Source organism: Cellulomonas fimi ATCC 484 (assembly GCF_000212695.1).
Taxonomy (GTDB): Bacteria; Actinomycetota; Actinomycetes; order Actinomycetales; family Cellulomonadaceae; genus Cellulomonas; species Cellulomonas fimi.
In genome coordinates this window covers 2,213,220-2,229,690 of the sequence record NC_015514.1, presented here as the reverse complement: position 1 = coordinate 2,229,690, position 16,471 = coordinate 2,213,220, and the positions used below count along the sequence as shown (strand labels likewise).

Here is a 16,471-nt window from a genome sequence, read left to right as displayed (position 1 = left end):
GGGGGTCAGTGGTCGAGCGGGATCCGCTCGTGCACGCGCCGCAGGAACCGCGGGGCCCACCAGTTCGCACGCCCGAGGACCGTCATCGTCGCCGGGACGAGGAACAGGCGCACGAGCGTCGCGTCGACGAGCACGGCGACCGCCAGCGCGAAGCCGACCTCCTTGATGACGAGCAGCTTGCCGCTGACGAACCCGGCGAACACGACGATGACGATCGCCGCGGCCGACGTGATGATCCGCCCCGAGCGCTGCAGGCCCAGGCGCACGGCTTCGTCGTTGTCGTGCCCGGCGTCCCACAGCTCCTTGATCCGCGAGAGCAGGAAGACCTCGTAGTCCATCGCGAGACCGAACGCGAACGCGACGACGAGCGCGACCACGTACGTCTCGATCCCGCCCACGGGCGCGAAGTCGAGCACGTCCGTCAGGTGGCCGTCCTGGAACACCCAGACGAGCACCCCGAGCGACGCGGCCAGCGACAGCGTGTTGGTGAGCAGCGCCTTGACGGGCACGACCACCGAACCGGTCATGAGGAACAGCAGGACCAGGGTGGCGACGGCGACGATCACGGCCGCGACGAGCGCGCGGTCCGCGACGGCCGCGGTGAAGTCGATCTGCCCGGCGGCCTGGCCTGTGACCCACGTCGGGAAGCCCGGGTCGAGGTCACGCACGGACTCGACGACGGCGCGCGCGGTCGCGTCGCCGGGGTCGTCGGTGTCGGGCCGCACGCCGACGACGACGTACGGGCCGACGGGCGTCGGCGGGTCGACGCTCGCGACGCCCTCGAGCTCGGCGACCTGCTCCGCCCACGCGGCGGCGTCCTCGAGCGTCGTCTCGGCGACGACCGTGACGCCCGGGGTGCTCGCCGCGGGGTAGTCCTCCCGCAGCACCTGGACGTACTCGCGCTGCGTCGAGCCGAGCGGCAGCAGCTCGGTGGTGGAGTTGCGCAGCTCGACGTGCGCGAGCGGCACCGCGAGCAGCCCGAGCACCGCGAGCGAGCCGAGCATGACCCACCACGGGTGCCGCTGGACGCGCCCGGCGAGCGCCGCGAAGCGGCCCTCCTCGGTCTGCACGTCGGCCGTGCGGCGCAGCACCGACCGCACGCCCGGGACGCGCGCGAGCAGGCCGGGGCGTGCGAGCCGTCGGCCCGTGAGCGTGAGCAGCGCCGGCACGAGGGTCAGCGCGGTGAGCACCGCCACGACGACGACCGCGACCCCCGCGGCGCCGAACGCGCGCAGGATCGGCGGGCGGAACACGAGCAGGCCGGAGATCGCGATGCCGACGATGACCGCGGAGAACGTGACCGTGCGCCCGGCGGTCGACATCGTGCGCTCGACGGCCACGAGCACCGCGCCGTCGCCGCGGCGCCGCCGGTTCGCCTCGCCGCCGTCGTCGTCGACGAGGTGGTGCAGCTCCTCGCGGAACCGCGACACGATGAGGAGCCCGTAGTCGATCGACAGGCCCAGGCCGAGGACCGTGACGACGTTGACGACGGAGGAGTCCATGTCGAGCACGTAGGAGAACCCGAGCAGCGCGGCCAGGCCCCCGGCGATCGACGCGACCGCACCGGCCATGGGCATCGCGGCGGCGACGAACCCGCCGAACACCAGCACCATGACCAGCAGCGCGACCGGCAGCGCGACGGTCTCGCCCGTGCGCAGGTCGGTCTCGACCTGGTCGGTGATGGCCTCGACGATGAGCGACGTGCTGCCGACGATCCCGCGCGCGTCGGGGGCGGCGTCCCCGAGCCCGGCGGGCACGGCACGCAGCGCGGCCACGACCTCGTCGTGCACGCCGCCCTCGTCGGGCAGGTCGGGCTCGAGCTCGACCACGACGAGGAACCCGTCGCCGTCGCGCGCGACGAGCGGGGCCGCCGCGGGGTTCGCGACGCCCTCGGGCAGCGCGAGCGGGTCGATGACGGTCGCGACGCCGCCGATCGCCGCGAGGTCCTCCCGCAGGGGTGCGAGGGCCTCGGCGACGGCGGGGTCCGCGGGGTCGACGCCGCTCACGGCCAGGGTGACGGACGGGCCGCCCGTGGACGACTCCTCGAGGATGTCCTGCCCCTGCGCGCTCTCCGAGCCGGGTACGGCGGGCGCCCCGGTCGAGAGGCGGTCGAACAGGCTCTCGCCGTGCACGCCCACGACGGCGAGCGCGTACCCGGCGACGGCCAGGACCAGCCACAGGGCGACGGTCAGGCGCGGGTGGTGGGCGACGAGGCGACCCAGTCGGGCGAACACGCGGGTCATCGTCGCAGGTGCTGCCGCGTGCGCGCACCCGGCCGGACCGCGGTGGGTGCGGCCGCGGCCGCCGGGACGTCGCCGCGGTGCGGTCGCCGTCGGTGACCGCACGTACCCTGCCCGCATGGACCTGTTCGACGCGACCACCGCGACCGCGGCGGGCGTGCCCGTCGTCGCACCGGGCGCGCCGCTCGCCGTCCGGATGCGCCCGCGCTCGCTCGACGAGGTCGCCGGCCAGGAGCACCTGCTCGTCGCGGGGTCGCCGCTGCGCCGCCTCGTCGAGCCCGCGACCGAGGCCGCCCGCCGCGCCGCGCCGTCGTCGGTCGTGCTGTGGGGCCCGCCCGGCACGGGCAAGACGACGCTCGCGTATCTCGTGGCGACCACGTCGGGCCGCCGTTTCGTCGAGCTGTCCGCCGTCACCGCGGGCGTCAAGGACGTGCGCGCGGTCATCGACGACGCCCGCCGCCGGCTCGCGACGGACGGCGGCGAGACGGTGCTGTTCGTCGACGAGGTGCACCGCTTCACCAAGGCCCAGCAGGACGCCCTCCTGCCGAGCGTCGAGAACCGCTGGGTGACGCTCGTCGCGGCGACCACCGAGAACCCGTCGTTCTCGGTGAACTCGCCGCTGCTGTCGCGTTCGCTCCTGCTCACGCTGCAGCCGCTGTCGACGCAGGACGTGCGGCGGCTCGTGCGGCGCGCCGTCGAGGACGACCGCGGCCTGGACGGCTCGGTGACGCTCGCCGAGGACGCCGAGGAGCACCTGCTGCGACTCGCGGGCGGCGACGCGCGCAAGGCGCTGACGATCCTCGAGGCGGCGGCGGGTGCGGCGCTGTCCGGACCGGTCCCGGAGGACGGTGACGGGCCGGTGCTCGTGGACCTTGAGACCGTCGAGCGCGCGATCGACACCGCCGCGGTGCGCTACGACCGCGACGGGGACCAGCACTACGACGTCATCAGCGCGTTCATCAAGTCGATGCGCGGCTCCGACGTCGACGCCGCGCTGCACTACCTGGCGCGCATGGTCGCGGCGGGGGAAGACCCCCGCTTCATCGCACGCCGCATCGTCATCGCGGCCGCCGAGGACGTCGGCATGGCGGACCCGAGCGCGCTGCAGACGGCCGTGGCCGCCGCGCAGGCCGTCCAGATGATCGGCATGCCCGAGGGGCGGATCGTGCTCGCGGAGGCCGTGGTCCACGTCGCGACCGCGCCGAAGTCGAACGCGTCGTACAACGGCATCAACGCGGCCCTGGCCGACGTGCAGGCGGGCCGCATCGGCAGCGTCCCGACGCACCTGCGCGACGCGCACTACCCGGGGGCGCGCAGCCTCGGGCACGGGAAGGGGTACGTCTACTCCCACGACGAGCCGCACGGTGTCGCCGCGCAGCGCTACCTGCCCGACGAGCTCGACGGCGCGCGCTACTACCGGCCGACGGACCGCGGGTACGAGCGGACGGTGTCCGAGCGGCTCGACCGCATCCGCGCGATCCTCGACGAGAGCTGAGCCGATGGCGCAGCGTCAGCAGGTCGCGATTTGGGGGCACCTGCGCGAGCAGGTAGTCTTGACGGGCTCGTCACCGAGCGGTCGGCTCGCGCCGTCACCACGGTGACAATCCTGGGGCCTCAGCCACCACGACACCGGGTCAGCCCGGTCTCGGCACACAGGTCGGCCCCACCCCGCCGGAACACCTTCCGCATGCGGGTGTGATCGAGACAACGACAGGAAGTACCTCTGTGAGCAGTGTGACCCGTTCGCGCCGCCAGGTCCGCCTGAGCCGCGCCCTCGGCCTGGCCCTGACGCCCAAGGCCGTCAAGCACTTCGAGAAGCGCCCCTACCCGCCCGGTGAGCACGGCCGCGCGCGTCGCCGCACCGAGTCGGACTACGCCGTCCGTCTGCGCGAGAAGCAGCGTCTGCGCGCCCAGTACGCGCTGCGCGAGAAGCAGCTCGCCCGCGCCTACGAGGACGCCCGCAAGGCCCCGGGCCTGACCGGTGAGGCCCTCGTCGAGAACCTCGAGACCCGTCTCGACGCGCTCGTCCTGCGCTCGGGCTTCGCCCGCACCATCCTGCAGGCCCGCCAGGTCGTGGTGCACCGCCACATCCTCGTGGACGGCAAGATCGTCGACCGCCCCTCCTTCCGCGTGAAGCCGGGCCAGACGCTCCAGGTCAAGCCGAAGAGCCAGGCCACGACGCCGTTCCAGGTCGCCGCCGCCGGCGCGCACCGCGACGTCCTGCCGGCCGTCCCGGGCTACCTCGACGTCCAGCTCGAGAAGCTGAGCGCCGTCCTCGTCCGCGCCCCCAAGCGCGCCGAGGTCCCGGTGACCTGCGAGGTCCAGCTCGTCGTCGAGTACTACGCGCGCTGACCCACGCCACGCCGAACGCCCCGCTGCGCACCCCGCGCTCGCGGGGCGTTCGCGTTCCCCGGGCCGGCACGGCGCGGGCGGGCGACGGCGCGTCGGCGGTGCAGGTACCGGCCGTGTTCCTGGGTAGGGTTTCCGCGGGGTCGTCCGGGCCTCGGACTGGAGGGGTGGCATGTCGGCTGGTGACGTCGCGGGGCTCATCGCGGCCGCCGCGTTCGTGGGTCTCGTCGTGTTCCTCGGGATGGTGCTGATCAAGCTCGGGCGGACCATCGACGGGGCGACCGCGTCGATCAAGGAGCTCACGGACCACGCCGTGCCGATCCTCGACGAGACCGCGACGCTGGTCGCGTCGTCGAACGTGCAGCTCGAGCACATCGACACCGTGACGACCGCGGCCGCACAGGTCTCGGAGAACGTCTCGGCGCTCACGTCCCTCTTCGCCGCGACCGTCGGCGGACCGATGATCAAGGTCGCCGCGTTCTCCTACGGCGTCCGGCGCGCGCTCACGGGTCTGTCCGCGGCCGCCCGCAAGGGTCGCTGATGCGCCGCCTCGTCTGGGTCGGCGTCGGTGTCGTCGTGACCGTGGTCGTGCTGCGGCAGGGCAGGCGGCTCGTCGACGCGTACGTGCCGGCCGGTGCGACCGAGGTCGTCGACGGTGTGACCCGGGCTCGCCGCGCGTGGGACACCGCACGGCGTGAGTTCGCAGCCGGACTCGCCGAGCGCGAGGAGCAGCTACGGCACGACCTCGTCGGTGACGTCGACGTCGAGCGGCTGCGCTCCGAGCGGCCGCAGCGTGTCGACGCGCTGCGGCAGGCCTGGTCGTCGCGGGGCACGTCCGCACGGGGCGCGGCGCCGAAGGGCTGGGCCGACGGTCCGACCGACGACCCCGACGACGACGACGGCTACGCCTTCTTCTGACGGACACTGGTCCGGGCACCTGGAACACGCGCGGCGCCACGGGCGCTGCACCCACCATCTCGTCCCGTCCGGGACGGGCACGACGCGACTCACGAGGACACCATGCGCACCGCCGAGATCCGCCAGCGTTGGCTCGACTACTTCGAGGGCCGAGGCCACGCCGTGGTGCCGTCGGCACCCCTGATCTCGCCCGACCCGTCGACGCTGTTCGTCATCGCGGGCATGGTGCCGTTCATCCCGTACATGCTCGGCGAGCAGACGCCGCCGTGGCCGCGCGCGACCAGCGTGCAGAAGTGCGTGCGCACCCTCGACATCGAGGAGGTCGGCAAGACCACCCGGCACGGCACGTTCTTCCAGATGAACGGCAACTTCTCCTTCGGCGACTACTTCAAGGAGGGGGCGATCACCTACGCCTGGGAGCTCGTGACGGGCTCGCAGGCCGACGGCGGGTACGGCTTCGACCCCGAGAAGATCTGGGTCACCGTCTTCCACGACGACGACGAGGCGGCCGCGCTCTGGAAGAAGATCGCCGGGCTGCCCGACGAGCGCATCCAGCGCCGCGGCATGAAGGACAACTTCTGGTCGACCGGGGCGCGCGGCCCGGCGGGCCCGTGCTCCGAGATCTACGTCGACCGCGGGCCGGAGTTCGGCGCCGAGGGGGGACCCGTCGTCGACGAGGACCGCTACCTCGAGATCTGGAACCTCGTCTTCATGCAGTACGAGCGCGGGGACGGCGGGGGCAAGGAGGACTTCCCGATCCTCGGCGACCTCAAGCAGAAGAACATCGACACCGGCATGGGCCTCGAGCGTGTGGCGTACCTGCTGCAGGGCGTCGACAACATGTACGAGATCGACGAGGTCCGCCCCGTCATCGACGGCGCGGTGCAGATGTCGGGCCGCCGCTACGGCGCGAACCACGACGACGACGTGCGGATGCGCGTCGTGGCCGACCACGTGCGCTCGGGCCTCATGCTCATGGGCGACGGCGTGACGCCGTCGAACGAGGGCCGGGGGTACGTCCTGCGCCGGCTGCTGCGCCGCTCGATCCGCGCGATGCGGCTGCTCGGTGTCGACGACCCGGCGCTGCCCGTCCTGCTCCCGATGAGCCGCGACGCGATGAGCGCGTCGTACCCGGAGCTCGCGCGCGACTTCGACCGGATCAGCCAGGTCGCGTACGCCGAGGAGGAGACGTTCCGGCGCACCCTCGCGGCGGGCACGACGATCCTCGACACCGCGGTGCAGGCGGTGCGCACGAGCCCCACGCCCGTGCTCTCGGGCGACAAGGCGTTCCAGCTGCACGACACCTACGGCTTCCCGATCGACCTCACGCTCGAGATGGCGGCCGAGCAGGGCGTGTCCGTCGACGAGCAGGCGTTCCGCACGCTCATGCAGGCGCAGCGGGAGCGCGCGCGTGCCGACGCCCTCGCCAAGCGCGCGGGCCGCGCGGACACCGCCGCGTACCAGGAGCTGCACTCGACGCTCAGCGAGCAGACGGCCAAGCCCGTGCAGTTCGTCGGCTACACCGACGCCGAGGCGCGCGCGAAGGTCGTCGGGCTGCTGGTCGACGGCGTCCCCGCCCCCGCGGCGACCGCGCCCGCGGACGTCGAGGTCGTGCTCGACGTCACGCCGTTCTACGCCGAGTCCGGCGGTCAGCAGGCCGACACGGGCGTGATCGTGCTCGACGGCGGCGCGCGGATCGAGGTCGACGACGTGCAGGCGCCGGTCAAGGGACTGTCCGTGCACCACGGCCGGCTCGTCGACGGGACCGTCGGCTTCGGGGAGTCCGGGGTGGCCCGCATCGACGTCGCCCGCCGCCGCGCGATCGCGCGCGCCCACACCGCGACCCACCTCGTGCACAAGGCGCTGCACGAGTCGATCGGGGAGAACGCGACGCAGGCGGGCTCGCTCAACGCGCCCAGCCGGCTGCGGTTCGACTTCCGCTCGCCGTCCGCGACGCCGTCGCAGGTCGTCGCCGAGATCGAGGCACGCGTCAACGACCGGCTCCAGGACGACCTCGAGGTCACCGACGCGGTCATGCCGATCGACGAGGCCCGCGGCCGCGGTGCCATGGCGCTGTTCGGCGAGAAGTACGGCAACGAGGTCCGCGTCGTCGACATCGGCGAGGGCTGGTCCCTCGAGCTGTGCGGCGGGACGCACGTGAAGCGCTCGGGCGAGCTCGGCCTGGTGACCCTGCTCTCGGAGTCCGCGATCGGCTCGGGCGTGCGTCGCGTCGACGCGCTCGTCGGCGCGGGCGCCTACGGGTACCAGGCGAAGGAGCGCGCGCTCGTCAGCCAGCTCTCGGGGCTGCTCGGCGCGCGCCCCGAGGAGCTGTCCGACCGCGTGTCCTCCCTGCTCACCAAGCTCAAGGACTCCGAGAAGGAGCTCGCGGGGCTGCGCCAGGCGCAGGTGCTGGCGCAGGCGGGCAGCATCGCGGACGGCGCGCAGACCGTCGGTGCGACCCGGGTCGTGACGTACGACGCGGGCGAGGCGTCGGCGGACGACGTGCGCACGCTCGTGCTCGACGTGCGCTCGCGGCTCGGCGAGTCGGCGCCGGCCGTCGTGGCCGTCGGCGCGGTGACCAAGGGCCGGCCCGTGGTCGTCGTCGCGACCAACGCGGCCGCACGCGGCGCGGGGATCCGTGCGGGCGCGCTCGTGCGGACCGCGTCGGGCGTCCTCGGCGGCGGTGGCGGCGGCAAGGACGACCTCGCGCAGGGCGGCGGCACGGACGCCGCGCGGCTCGGCGACGCGCTCGCGTCGGTCGTCGACGGCGTGCGGGTCTGACGTGCCGCACGACGAGGTCGTGCGGGGCGCGCGGCTCGCGGTCGACGTCGGCTCCGTCCGGGTCGGTCTCGCCGCGAGCGACCCGGACGGCCTCGTCGCGACGCCCGTGGCGACGCTCGCGCGCGACACGCCCGGTCGCAAGGAGCGGCGCGTCCCGACGGACGTCGCCGCGATCGTGCACGAGGCGGGCGAGCGTGGTGCCGCGGTCGTGTACGTGGGGCTGCCCCGGCACCTGTCGGGGGCCGAAGGTGCCGCATCCGCCGCCGCGCGCGCGTACTCTGTGGGTCTGGCGCAGGCTGTCGCACCCGTCCCGGTGCGTCTGGTCGATGAGCGGATGAGCACGGTGACCGCACATCAGGCGCTGCAGGCGTCCGGCCGATCCGGGCGCCGCCACCGGCAGGTCGTCGACCAGGCGGCCGCGGTGGTGATCCTGCAGTACGCGTTGGACGCGGAGCGTGCGACGGGGCGTCGTCCCGGGGAGCTGGTCGACGTCGACCGATCCCAGCACGGCCGCGGGGCGCACGGGGGGCCTGCAGGCGACGGACGAGCGACGGTGGAGTGACGCGTACGTGAGCAACAGCCAGACCGAGTGGTGGGCGCCCGTGGAGCGCGGTGACCAGGTCTCCGACCTGTTCGGCGGCGACCCCTCCGCGCGACGTGGTGCGCCCGCACCCGAGTCCCGGCGGTCCCGTCAGCGTGGCAAGGCCAAGGCCGAGCGCGAGCGCAAGCGCCGGCGCCGCCGGTCCTTCGGGGTGCTGGTCGTCGCGCTCGTGCTGTTCGGGGGAGCCGCGTACGTGGTCTCCGAGCTCATGGGCGGCTTCTTCGGCGGCGGGCAGGCCGAGTCCGTCGAGGACTACCCGGGCCCGGGCAGCGGCACCGCCGAGATCACGATCGAGGCCGGCGACGCCGGTGGCGTGATCGGGCAGAAGCTCGTCGACGCGGGCGTCATCGCGTCCGTCAAGCCGTTCACCGCCGCGTGGACGGCCGAGCCGCAGGCGAACTCGATCCAGCCGGGCACGTACCGGCTGCTGCAGGAGATGCGTGCCGCGGACGCGCTCGCCGCGCTGCTGGCGCCGTCCAGCCGGGCGAGCTTCCGGCTCACGATCCCTGAGGGTCTCAACGCCGAGCAGATCTACACCAAGATCAACGAGAAGACCGTCACGATCACCGTCGACCAGCTGCGCGCCGCCGCCGCCGACCCGGCCGCGATCGGGCTCCCGGCCGAGGCCGGCGGCAAGATCGAGGGCTGGCTGTTCCCGACGACGTACGACATCCCGCCGGACGCGACCGCCACGAGCGTGCTGCAGATGATGGTCGCGAAGATGGTCGAGGTGCTCACCGCCAAGGGCGTCCCGCAGGACCAGTGGCAGACCGTGCTGACCAAGGCGTCGATCGTCGAGCGCGAGGGCAAGCTTCCCGAGGACCGCGCGAAGGTCGCCCGCGGCATCCAGAACCGGCTCGACCAGGAGATGCGGCTCCAGGTCGACGCGACGACGTCGTACGGGCTGGGCGTCACGCGCGCCCCGACGTCCGCCGAGAACCAGGACCCGAACAACCCGTACTCGACGTACGTGCGCATCGGCCTGCCGCCGGGCCCGATCGCGTCGCCCGGCGACGTGTCTCTCGAGGCGGTCCTGCACCCCGCCGACGGTCCGTGGCTGTTCTGGGTGACCGTCAACCCGGAGACCGGCGAGACGCTGTTCACCGACGACTTCGCGGAGCACAACGCGAACATCAAGAAGCTCAACGACTGGCTGGCGGAGCACGGGAGTGAGTGACGCGCCGCGGCGTCGGGCCGCGGTGCTCGGTCACCCCGTCGCGCACTCGCTGTCGCCGGTGCTGCACCGGGCCGCGTACGCCGAGCTCGGGCTCGACGGGTGGAGCTACGACGCGGTCGACGTCACCGAGGAGGCGCTGCCCGGGTTCGTGCGCGCGCTCGACGGGACCTGGGCGGGGCTGAGCCTGACCATGCCGCTCAAGCAGGCGGTGATCCCGCTGCTCGACCACCTGGAGCCGCTCGCGCAGGTCGTCGGCGCCGTCAACACCGTCCTGCTGCACGGGTCGGGGCCGTCACGGATGCTCACGGGCGCGAACACGGACGTCTACGGGCTCGTCACGGCGCTGCGCGAGGGCCTCGGCCCGGACGTGCGGGTCACGACGGCCGCGGTCCTCGGTGCGGGTGCGACCGCGGCGTCGACGCTCGCGGCCCTCGCCGAGCTCGGCTGCGCGACCCCGGTCGTCTACGTTCGCGCGGTCGCACGCGCGGGAGGGCTCATGCGTGCCGCGCACCGGATGGGCGTCGAGCCGGTGTTCCGCTCGCTCGACGACGCGCCCGCGCAGGTCGGCCGTGCCGACGTCGTCGTCTCGACGCTGCCGCCCCGGGCGGCGGACCCGGTCGCGGAGGCCCTCGCCGGCCGCCCGGCCGGGGGAGTGCTGCTCGACGCGGCGTACGACCCGCGCCCGACCGCGCTCTCGGTGGCGTGGTCCGCGGCCGGGGGGATCGCCGTCCCGGGGGAGCGGATGCTGCTGCACCAGGCCGTCGAGCAGGTGCGCCTCATGACGGGGCACCCGGGGCCGGTCGAGGCCATGTCGCACGCGCTCGCCGAGCGCCTCGACGCCGCACCGCCGGCATGACCGCGACGCAGCCGGGGGTGCCCGAGTCCTCAGGACCGGTCAGCGAGGTGCCGATGAGACGGTCGAGAGGGCCTGCGCCGGGCGGGCCCGACCAGGAGGTGCGTCGCGTGAAGCAGCTGGGCGAGATCCTGCTCGACGAGGGACTGGTCACCGAGGCGCAGCTGCTCATGGCGCTCGACGAGACCATGACGCGCGGGCAGTCGCTCGGGCGCACGCTCGTCGAGCTGGGCGTGCTCAGCGAGGGGCAGCTCGTCAAGGCGCTCGCGTCGCAGGTCGGCATGGAGTACGTCGACCTCGACGAGTACCCCGTGGACCGCGCCGCCGTCTCGCTCGTGCCCGGCGCGCTGTGCCGGCGGTACGTGGTGCTCCCGGTCGCGATCAAGGACGGCGCGATCGTGCTGGCCACCGCCGACCCTGGCAACGTCATGGCGGTGGACGACGTCCGCACGGTCGCCGGCATGCCCGTCGTCCCGGTGATCGCGACGTACGACAACCTCTCCCGCGCGATCGACCGGTTCTGCCGTGCCGACGACGAGATGGAGGACCTGTCGTCGGCGTTCGAGGACGAGGCTGCCGTCCCCGAGGCCGACCTGTCGAAGATGGGCGACTTCGTCGACGACGACGCGCCGATCGTCCGCTACGTGAACCTGCTCGTGACGCAGGGCATCACGGACCGCGCGTCCGACATCCACATCGAGCCGTCCGAGCACGACCTGCGCGTGCGGTACCGCATCGACGGCGTGCTGCACGAGGTCCAGCGCTCGCCCAAGCAGATCCAGGGCGGCGTCATCAGCCGCGTGAAGATCATGAGCGACATCGACATCGCGGAGAAGCGCAAGCCGCAGGACGGTCGCATGTCGGTCGTGCACAACGGCCGCAAGATCGACCTGCGCGTGGCGACGCTGCCGACGGTGTGGGGCGAGAAGATCGTCATGCGCATCCTCGACAACTCCACGGCGAGCCTGGACCTGCGCGACCTGTCGTTCCTCGAGCACAACTACGCGACGTACCAGGAGTCGTACACCAAGCCGTACGGGATGATCCTCGTCACCGGCCCGACCGGCTCCGGCAAGTCGACCACCCTCTACGCGACCCTCAACGCGGTGTCGAAGCCCGAGATCAACGTCATCACCGTCGAGGACCCGGTCGAGTACCGCCTCGCGGGCATCAACCAGGTCCAGGTGAACCCCAAGGCGGGCCTCACGTTCGCCGCGGCGCTGCGCTCGATCCTGCGCTCCGACCCCGACGTCGTGCTGCTCGGTGAGATCCGCGACCACGAGACCGCGCAGATCGCCGTCGAGGCCGCCCTCACCGGTCACCTCGTGCTCTCGACGCTGCACACCAACGACGCGCCGTCGGCCATCACGCGTCTCACGGAGATGGGCATCGAGCCGTTCCTCGTGGGCTCCGCGCTCGACTGCGTGGTCGCCCAGCGACTCGCCCGGCGCCTGTGCGGCAAGTGCAAGCAGCCGTACACGCCCACGCCGCAGGAGCTCGAGGCCGCGCGGTTCCCGTGGGTGCCGGGGGAGCCGATCCCCGAGCTGTTCCGTCCCGCGGGGTGCGTGACGTGCTCGAAGACCGGCTACAAGGGCCGCCTCGCGCTGCACGAGGTCATGCGCGTCACGGAGGAGATCGAGCGCCACGCCGTCGCGCACTCCTCCGCCGCGGAGATCGCCGCCACCGCGCACAAGCAGGGCATGCTCTCGCTGCGCGACGACGGCTGGCAGAAGGTCGCCCTCGGCCTGACCTCGATCGAGGAGATCCTGCGCGTCGTCGCGTGACGCGTCCGCCTCGTCGTGGTGCCGCGTGCGCCGCGACGACGCGGACCCCTCAAGTCGGGCGGCCCTGCGGCCGATGAACCGACCAGGTGCCGCAAACGGCGCCCGCGTGCCGATGCCGTGCGCCCCACGGTGACCATGTGGAGGCAATGACGTGAGCGAGACCTTCCGCCCGCCCGCAGGGGAGCCGTCGCGGCCGTTGCCGCCCTACCGTCCGGTGGGTCCCCAGGCCGGCCCTCCCGGGGCCGCCCCCGCGGGGCAGCGCGTCTTCTCGCCGATCCCCTCGCAGAGCACGGCCGGGGCACCGCCGGCACCCCACGGCGCGCCGGCCGGCTACGGCGCGCAGCCGCAGCCCGTCACGGCCGCCGAGCTCGCGTCGTTCGCCCAGCCGGCTCCGCTCGCCGCCCCGGGCGCCGCGTACCAGAGCGGGCCCGTGCAGCCCGAGTTCAGCACCCCGGGCGGCGGCGTGCCCGCGCAGGGGCGGCCCGTCGCCTCCGCGGTGCCCGCGGGCGCCGTGCCGTCGGGGGCCGTGCCGCCGCACGGCACCACGACCTTCGTGCCCCAGCCCGCGGGCGCCCCCGTCGTGCCGCCCGCCGCGATGCCGGGCGCCCCCGGCCACGTGCCCGCCACGTCGGCCCCGGCCGCCCCGTCGACGGTCAAGGCCCCGCCCACCCGCGACCGGGCCGCGCGCTCCGGCATGGGCCAGGAGCGCCATGAGGACGACGTCCTCATCGACGACATCCTCACGCAGATGGTCAAGCTCGGTGCGTCCGACGTGCACCTGACCACCGGTGCACCGCCCACCGTCCGCGTGTCCGGCTCGCTGCGCCCGCTCGACGGGTTCGCGCCGCTGTCGCCCGAGCCGCTGCGGCGCGTCCTGTACGCGATCCTCACGCAGAAGCAGCGCGAGACGTTCGAGACGAACCTCGAGCTCGACTTCTCCTACGCCGTGCGCGGCCTCGCCCGCTTCCGCGTGAACATCTACCAGCAGCGCGAGTCGATCGGTGCCGCGTTCCGCGTCATCCCCTACGAGATCAAGCCTCTCGAGGAGCTCGGCGTGCCCGCCGTCGTCGGCACGTTCGCGGGCCTGCCCCGCGGGCTCGTGCTCGTCACGGGCCCCACCGGCTCGGGCAAGTCCACGACGCTCGCGTCGATCGTCGACCTCGCGAACCGCACGCGCGAGGACCACATCATGACCGTCGAGGACCCCATCGAGTTCCTCCACCGGCACAAGAAGTCGCTCGTCAACCAGCGCGAGGTGGGGGAGGACACGCACTCCTTCGCGAACGCCCTCAAGCACGTGCTGCGCCAGGACCCCGACATCATCCTCGTCGGCGAGATGCGTGACCTCGAGACGATCTCGGTCGCGCTCACCGCCGCCGAGACGGGCCACCTCGTCTTCGCGACCCTGCACACGCAGGACGCGGCGCAGACCATCGACCGCGTCATCGACGTGTTCCCCTCGCACCAGCAGGCGCAGGTGCGCACGCAGCTCGCCGGCGCGATCCAGGGCGTCGTCTGCCAGACGCTCTGCAAGCGGTCCGACGCCCCCGGGCGCGCCGTCGCCACCGAGGTCATGGTCGCGACACCCGCCATCCGCAACCTCATCCGCGAGGGCAAGACCCACCAGATCTACTCGGCCATGCAGGCCGGGGCGAAGCAGGGGATGCACACCATGGACCAGCACCTCGCCGAGCTCGTGAAGACCGGCAAGATCTCCTACGAGCTCGGCCTCGAGAAGTGCCACCACGTCGAGGACTGCAACCGGCTGACCGGACGGTTCTCCGGCTCCTCCCAGGGTGCCGCGGGCCTCGGCGACGAGGCCGTCATGGGCGCCGGCGCGTACGGGCAGGCCTTCTGATGGCGGGCGCGAGCAAGACCTTCGAGTACGCGGTCCGGGACCGCTCCGGCAAGATCGTCAAGGGCCGCGTCGAGGCCAACAACCAGGCGGCGGTCGCCAACCGGCTGCGCGAGATGGGCCTTGCGGCCGTCTCCATCTCCGAGATCTCCACGAGCGGGCTCAACAGCGAGATCACCATCCCCGGGTTCGGGGGAAACAAGATCTCGCTCAAGGACCTCGCCGTGATGTCGCGACAGCTCGCGACGATGATCGACTCGGGACTGTCGCTGCTGCGCGCCCTCGCGATCCTGTCGGAGCAGACGGAGTCCAAGCCGCTCGCCAAGGTGCTCGCGCAGGTGCGCAGCGACGTCGAGGTCGGCGTCGCGTTCTCGACCGCGCTCGGCAAGCACCCGACGGTGTTCCCGCCTCTCATGATCAACATGGTCAAGGCGGGCGAGGTCGGCGGGTTCCTCGACGAGACGCTCGTCTCGGTCGCCAACAACTTCGAGGCCGAGGTCAAGCTGCGGGGCAAGATCAAGTCGGCCATGACCTACCCGGTCGTGGTCTTCGTCGTCGCGATCCTCGCGACGACCGGCATGCTGCTGTTCATCGTCCCGATCTTCGCCGGGATGTTCTCGAGCCTCGGCGGCACCTTGCCGCTGCCGACCCGGATCCTCATGTTCCTGTCGCAGGCCCTGAAGATCACGATCATCCCCACGGTCATCGCCCTGATCGTGTTTGCGGTCTGGTGGGGGAAGCACAAGAACGACCGCGGGATCCGGGAGCGCGTCGACCCGTGGAAGCTCAAGGTGCCCGTCTTCGGGGCGCTGTTCAAGAAGATCGCGATCTCCCGCTTCACCCGGAACTTCGGCACGATGATCCACGCGGGAGTCCCGCTGCTGCAGGCGCTCGAGATCGTGGGGGAGACGAGCGGCAACATCGTCATCGAGCGTGCTGCGAAGGCCGTGCAGGAGTCGGTGCGCCGCGGCGAGTCGCTGGCCGGCCCGCTCTCCCAGCACGAGGTGTTCCCGCCGATGGTCGTGCAGATGATGGCCGTCGGTGAGGACACCGGTGCCCTCGACACCATGCTCGCCAAGGTCGCGGACTTCTACGACCAGGAGGTCGAGTCGACGACCGAGCAGCTCACGAGCCTCATCGAGCCGATCATGATCGTCGTCATCGGCGCGATCGTCGGCGCCATGGTCATCGCCATGTACATGCCCATCTTCGGCATCTTCAGCCTGATCGAGTAGGTCTGCTCCGTCCGAGTGATTCTGCAGGTCCGACGGCCCGCCCGGCTCAAGCCGGGGCGGGCCGTCGCCGATTCCCGGGGTGCATGGCTGAACCGGCCCGTGCCGGACCTGAGCTGGACAACGACTCATCCACCTTGACTCACAGGGGAGCAGCAGTGATCGCTCGCATCCGCAAGTCCATCGAGGAGAAGGACCAGGGCTTCACCCTGATCGAGCTCCTCGTCGTCATGATCATCATCGGCATCCTCGCGGCCATCGCGATCCCGGTGTTCCTCAACCAGCGCAAGAAGGCCGAGGACTCCGCGGCGAAGGCCGACGTGTCCACGCTCGGCAAGGAGATCGCGACCTACTTCGTCGACTGGGACGGCACGACGGACCCGGTCGTCTCGCAGACCGCCGCGACGGGCGGCAAGTACCAGCTCGCCGCGGGCGCTGGCGCCGCTGCCGACATCGGCAACGCGTCGAAGAAGGTCGCCCTCGGCGACGGCGTCCAGTTCATCGGCGCCGGCGTGCACGACCAGACGTGGTGCGTCGACGTGACGAACGCGTCCGGCGACAAGTCGGTCGTGGGCTTCAAGTACTCGGCGGCCGGTGGCCTCGAAGAGGGTGCCTGCTGATCGTGCAGTCATGAGCCTGAGGGGGCGGGAGCGCTGCTCCCGCCCCCTCAGGTCGTCCTCC

At 72.6% G+C, this 16,471-nt stretch carries 13 protein-coding genes; 12 read left to right on the top strand and 1 reads right to left on the bottom strand.

Annotated features, from left to right (window positions below; translation table 11 throughout):
* Window positions 1-5: 5 nt before the first annotated feature.
* Window positions 6-2,243, bottom strand: a complete 2,238-nt coding sequence (locus CELF_RS10185; protein WP_013771172.1) for an MMPL family transporter — start codon at window positions 2,241-2,243, stop codon at window positions 6-8.
* A 115-nt stretch (window positions 2,244-2,358) separates the two neighbouring features.
* On the opposite strand from CELF_RS10185, the gene CELF_RS10180 reads away from it, so the two are divergent.
* The 12 genes from CELF_RS10180 (at window position 2,359) to CELF_RS10125 (ending at window position 16,410) form a co-directional block, all read left to right on the top strand.
* Complete coding sequence (locus CELF_RS10180) at window positions 2,359-3,735, top strand: replication-associated recombination protein A (RefSeq protein WP_013771171.1); 1,377 nt, start codon at window positions 2,359-2,361, stop codon at window positions 3,733-3,735.
* A gap of 230 nt (window positions 3,736-3,965) precedes the next feature.
* A complete protein-coding gene (rpsD, locus tag CELF_RS10175; RefSeq protein WP_013771170.1) occupies window positions 3,966-4,592 on the top strand; it encodes a 30S ribosomal protein S4 in 627 nt (208 codons plus the stop codon).
* A gap of 169 nt (window positions 4,593-4,761) precedes the next feature.
* Complete coding sequence (locus CELF_RS10170; RefSeq protein ID WP_013771169.1) at window positions 4,762-5,130, top strand: DUF948 domain-containing protein; 369 nt, start codon at window positions 4,762-4,764, stop codon at window positions 5,128-5,130.
* Complete coding sequence (locus tag CELF_RS10165; RefSeq protein WP_013771168.1) at window positions 5,130-5,507, top strand: hypothetical protein; 378 nt, start codon at window positions 5,130-5,132, stop codon at window positions 5,505-5,507. The genes CELF_RS10170 and CELF_RS10165 overlap by 1 nt, the downstream gene beginning before the upstream one ends.
* 102 nt (window positions 5,508-5,609) lie before the next feature.
* Complete coding sequence (gene alaS / locus CELF_RS10160) at window positions 5,610-8,288, top strand: alanine--tRNA ligase (RefSeq protein ID WP_013771167.1); 2,679 nt, start codon at window positions 5,610-5,612, stop codon at window positions 8,286-8,288.
* A 1-nt stretch (window position 8,289) separates the two neighbouring features.
* Window positions 8,290-8,850, top strand: coding sequence for a Holliday junction resolvase RuvX (gene ruvX / locus CELF_RS10155; protein ID WP_013771166.1), 561 nt, complete (start codon window positions 8,290-8,292; stop codon window positions 8,848-8,850).
* Window positions 8,851-8,857: 7 nt separating this feature from the next.
* Window positions 8,858-10,066, top strand: coding sequence for an endolytic transglycosylase MltG (mltG, locus tag CELF_RS10150; RefSeq protein WP_013771165.1), 1,209 nt, complete (start codon window positions 8,858-8,860; stop codon window positions 10,064-10,066).
* Window positions 10,059-10,922 (top strand): shikimate dehydrogenase, encoded by an 864-nt coding sequence (locus tag CELF_RS10145; RefSeq protein ID WP_013771164.1) that lies wholly within the window; start codon window positions 10,059-10,061, stop codon window positions 10,920-10,922. The genes mltG and CELF_RS10145 overlap by 8 nt, the downstream gene beginning before the upstream one ends.
* Window positions 10,923-11,029: 107 nt before the next feature.
* Complete coding sequence (locus CELF_RS10140; protein WP_013771163.1) at window positions 11,030-12,703, top strand: GspE/PulE family protein; 1,674 nt, start codon at window positions 11,030-11,032, stop codon at window positions 12,701-12,703.
* A 214-nt stretch (window positions 12,704-12,917) separates the two neighbouring features.
* Complete coding sequence (locus CELF_RS10135; protein ID WP_269471688.1) at window positions 12,918-14,561, top strand: type IV pilus twitching motility protein PilT; 1,644 nt, start codon at window positions 12,918-12,920, stop codon at window positions 14,559-14,561.
* Complete coding sequence (locus CELF_RS10130) at window positions 14,561-15,793, top strand: type II secretion system F family protein (RefSeq protein ID WP_013771161.1); 1,233 nt, start codon at window positions 14,561-14,563, stop codon at window positions 15,791-15,793. Before CELF_RS10135 ends, CELF_RS10130 begins: the two co-directional genes overlap by 1 nt.
* Before the next feature lie 155 nt (window positions 15,794-15,948).
* Window positions 15,949-16,410 carry a type II secretion system protein gene (locus CELF_RS10125; protein ID WP_013771160.1) on the top strand — a complete coding sequence of 154 codons (462 nt, stop codon included), beginning with the start codon at window positions 15,949-15,951 and terminating at the stop codon, window positions 16,408-16,410.
* The last annotated feature ends 61 nt before the right edge of the window (window positions 16,411-16,471 follow it).

Excerpts from the sequence above, each read along its gene's own strand:
- CELF_RS10185 (WP_013771172.1), bottom strand. The coding sequence starts at position 2,243 with ATGACCCGCGTGTTCGCCCGACTGGGTCGCCTCGTCGCCCACCACCCG.
- CELF_RS10180 (WP_013771171.1), top strand. The coding sequence starts at position 2,359 with ATGGACCTGTTCGACGCGACCACCGCGACCGCGGCGGGCGTGCCCGTC.
- CELF_RS10170 (WP_013771169.1), top strand. The coding sequence starts at position 4,762 with ATGTCGGCTGGTGACGTCGCGGGGCTCATCGCGGCCGCCGCGTTCGTG.
- CELF_RS10165 (WP_013771168.1), top strand. The coding sequence starts at position 5,130 with ATGCGCCGCCTCGTCTGGGTCGGCGTCGGTGTCGTCGTGACCGTGGTC.
- alaS (WP_013771167.1), top strand. The coding sequence starts at position 5,610 with ATGCGCACCGCCGAGATCCGCCAGCGTTGGCTCGACTACTTCGAGGGC.
- CELF_RS10130 (WP_013771161.1), top strand. The coding sequence starts at position 14,561 with ATGGCGGGCGCGAGCAAGACCTTCGAGTACGCGGTCCGGGACCGCTCC.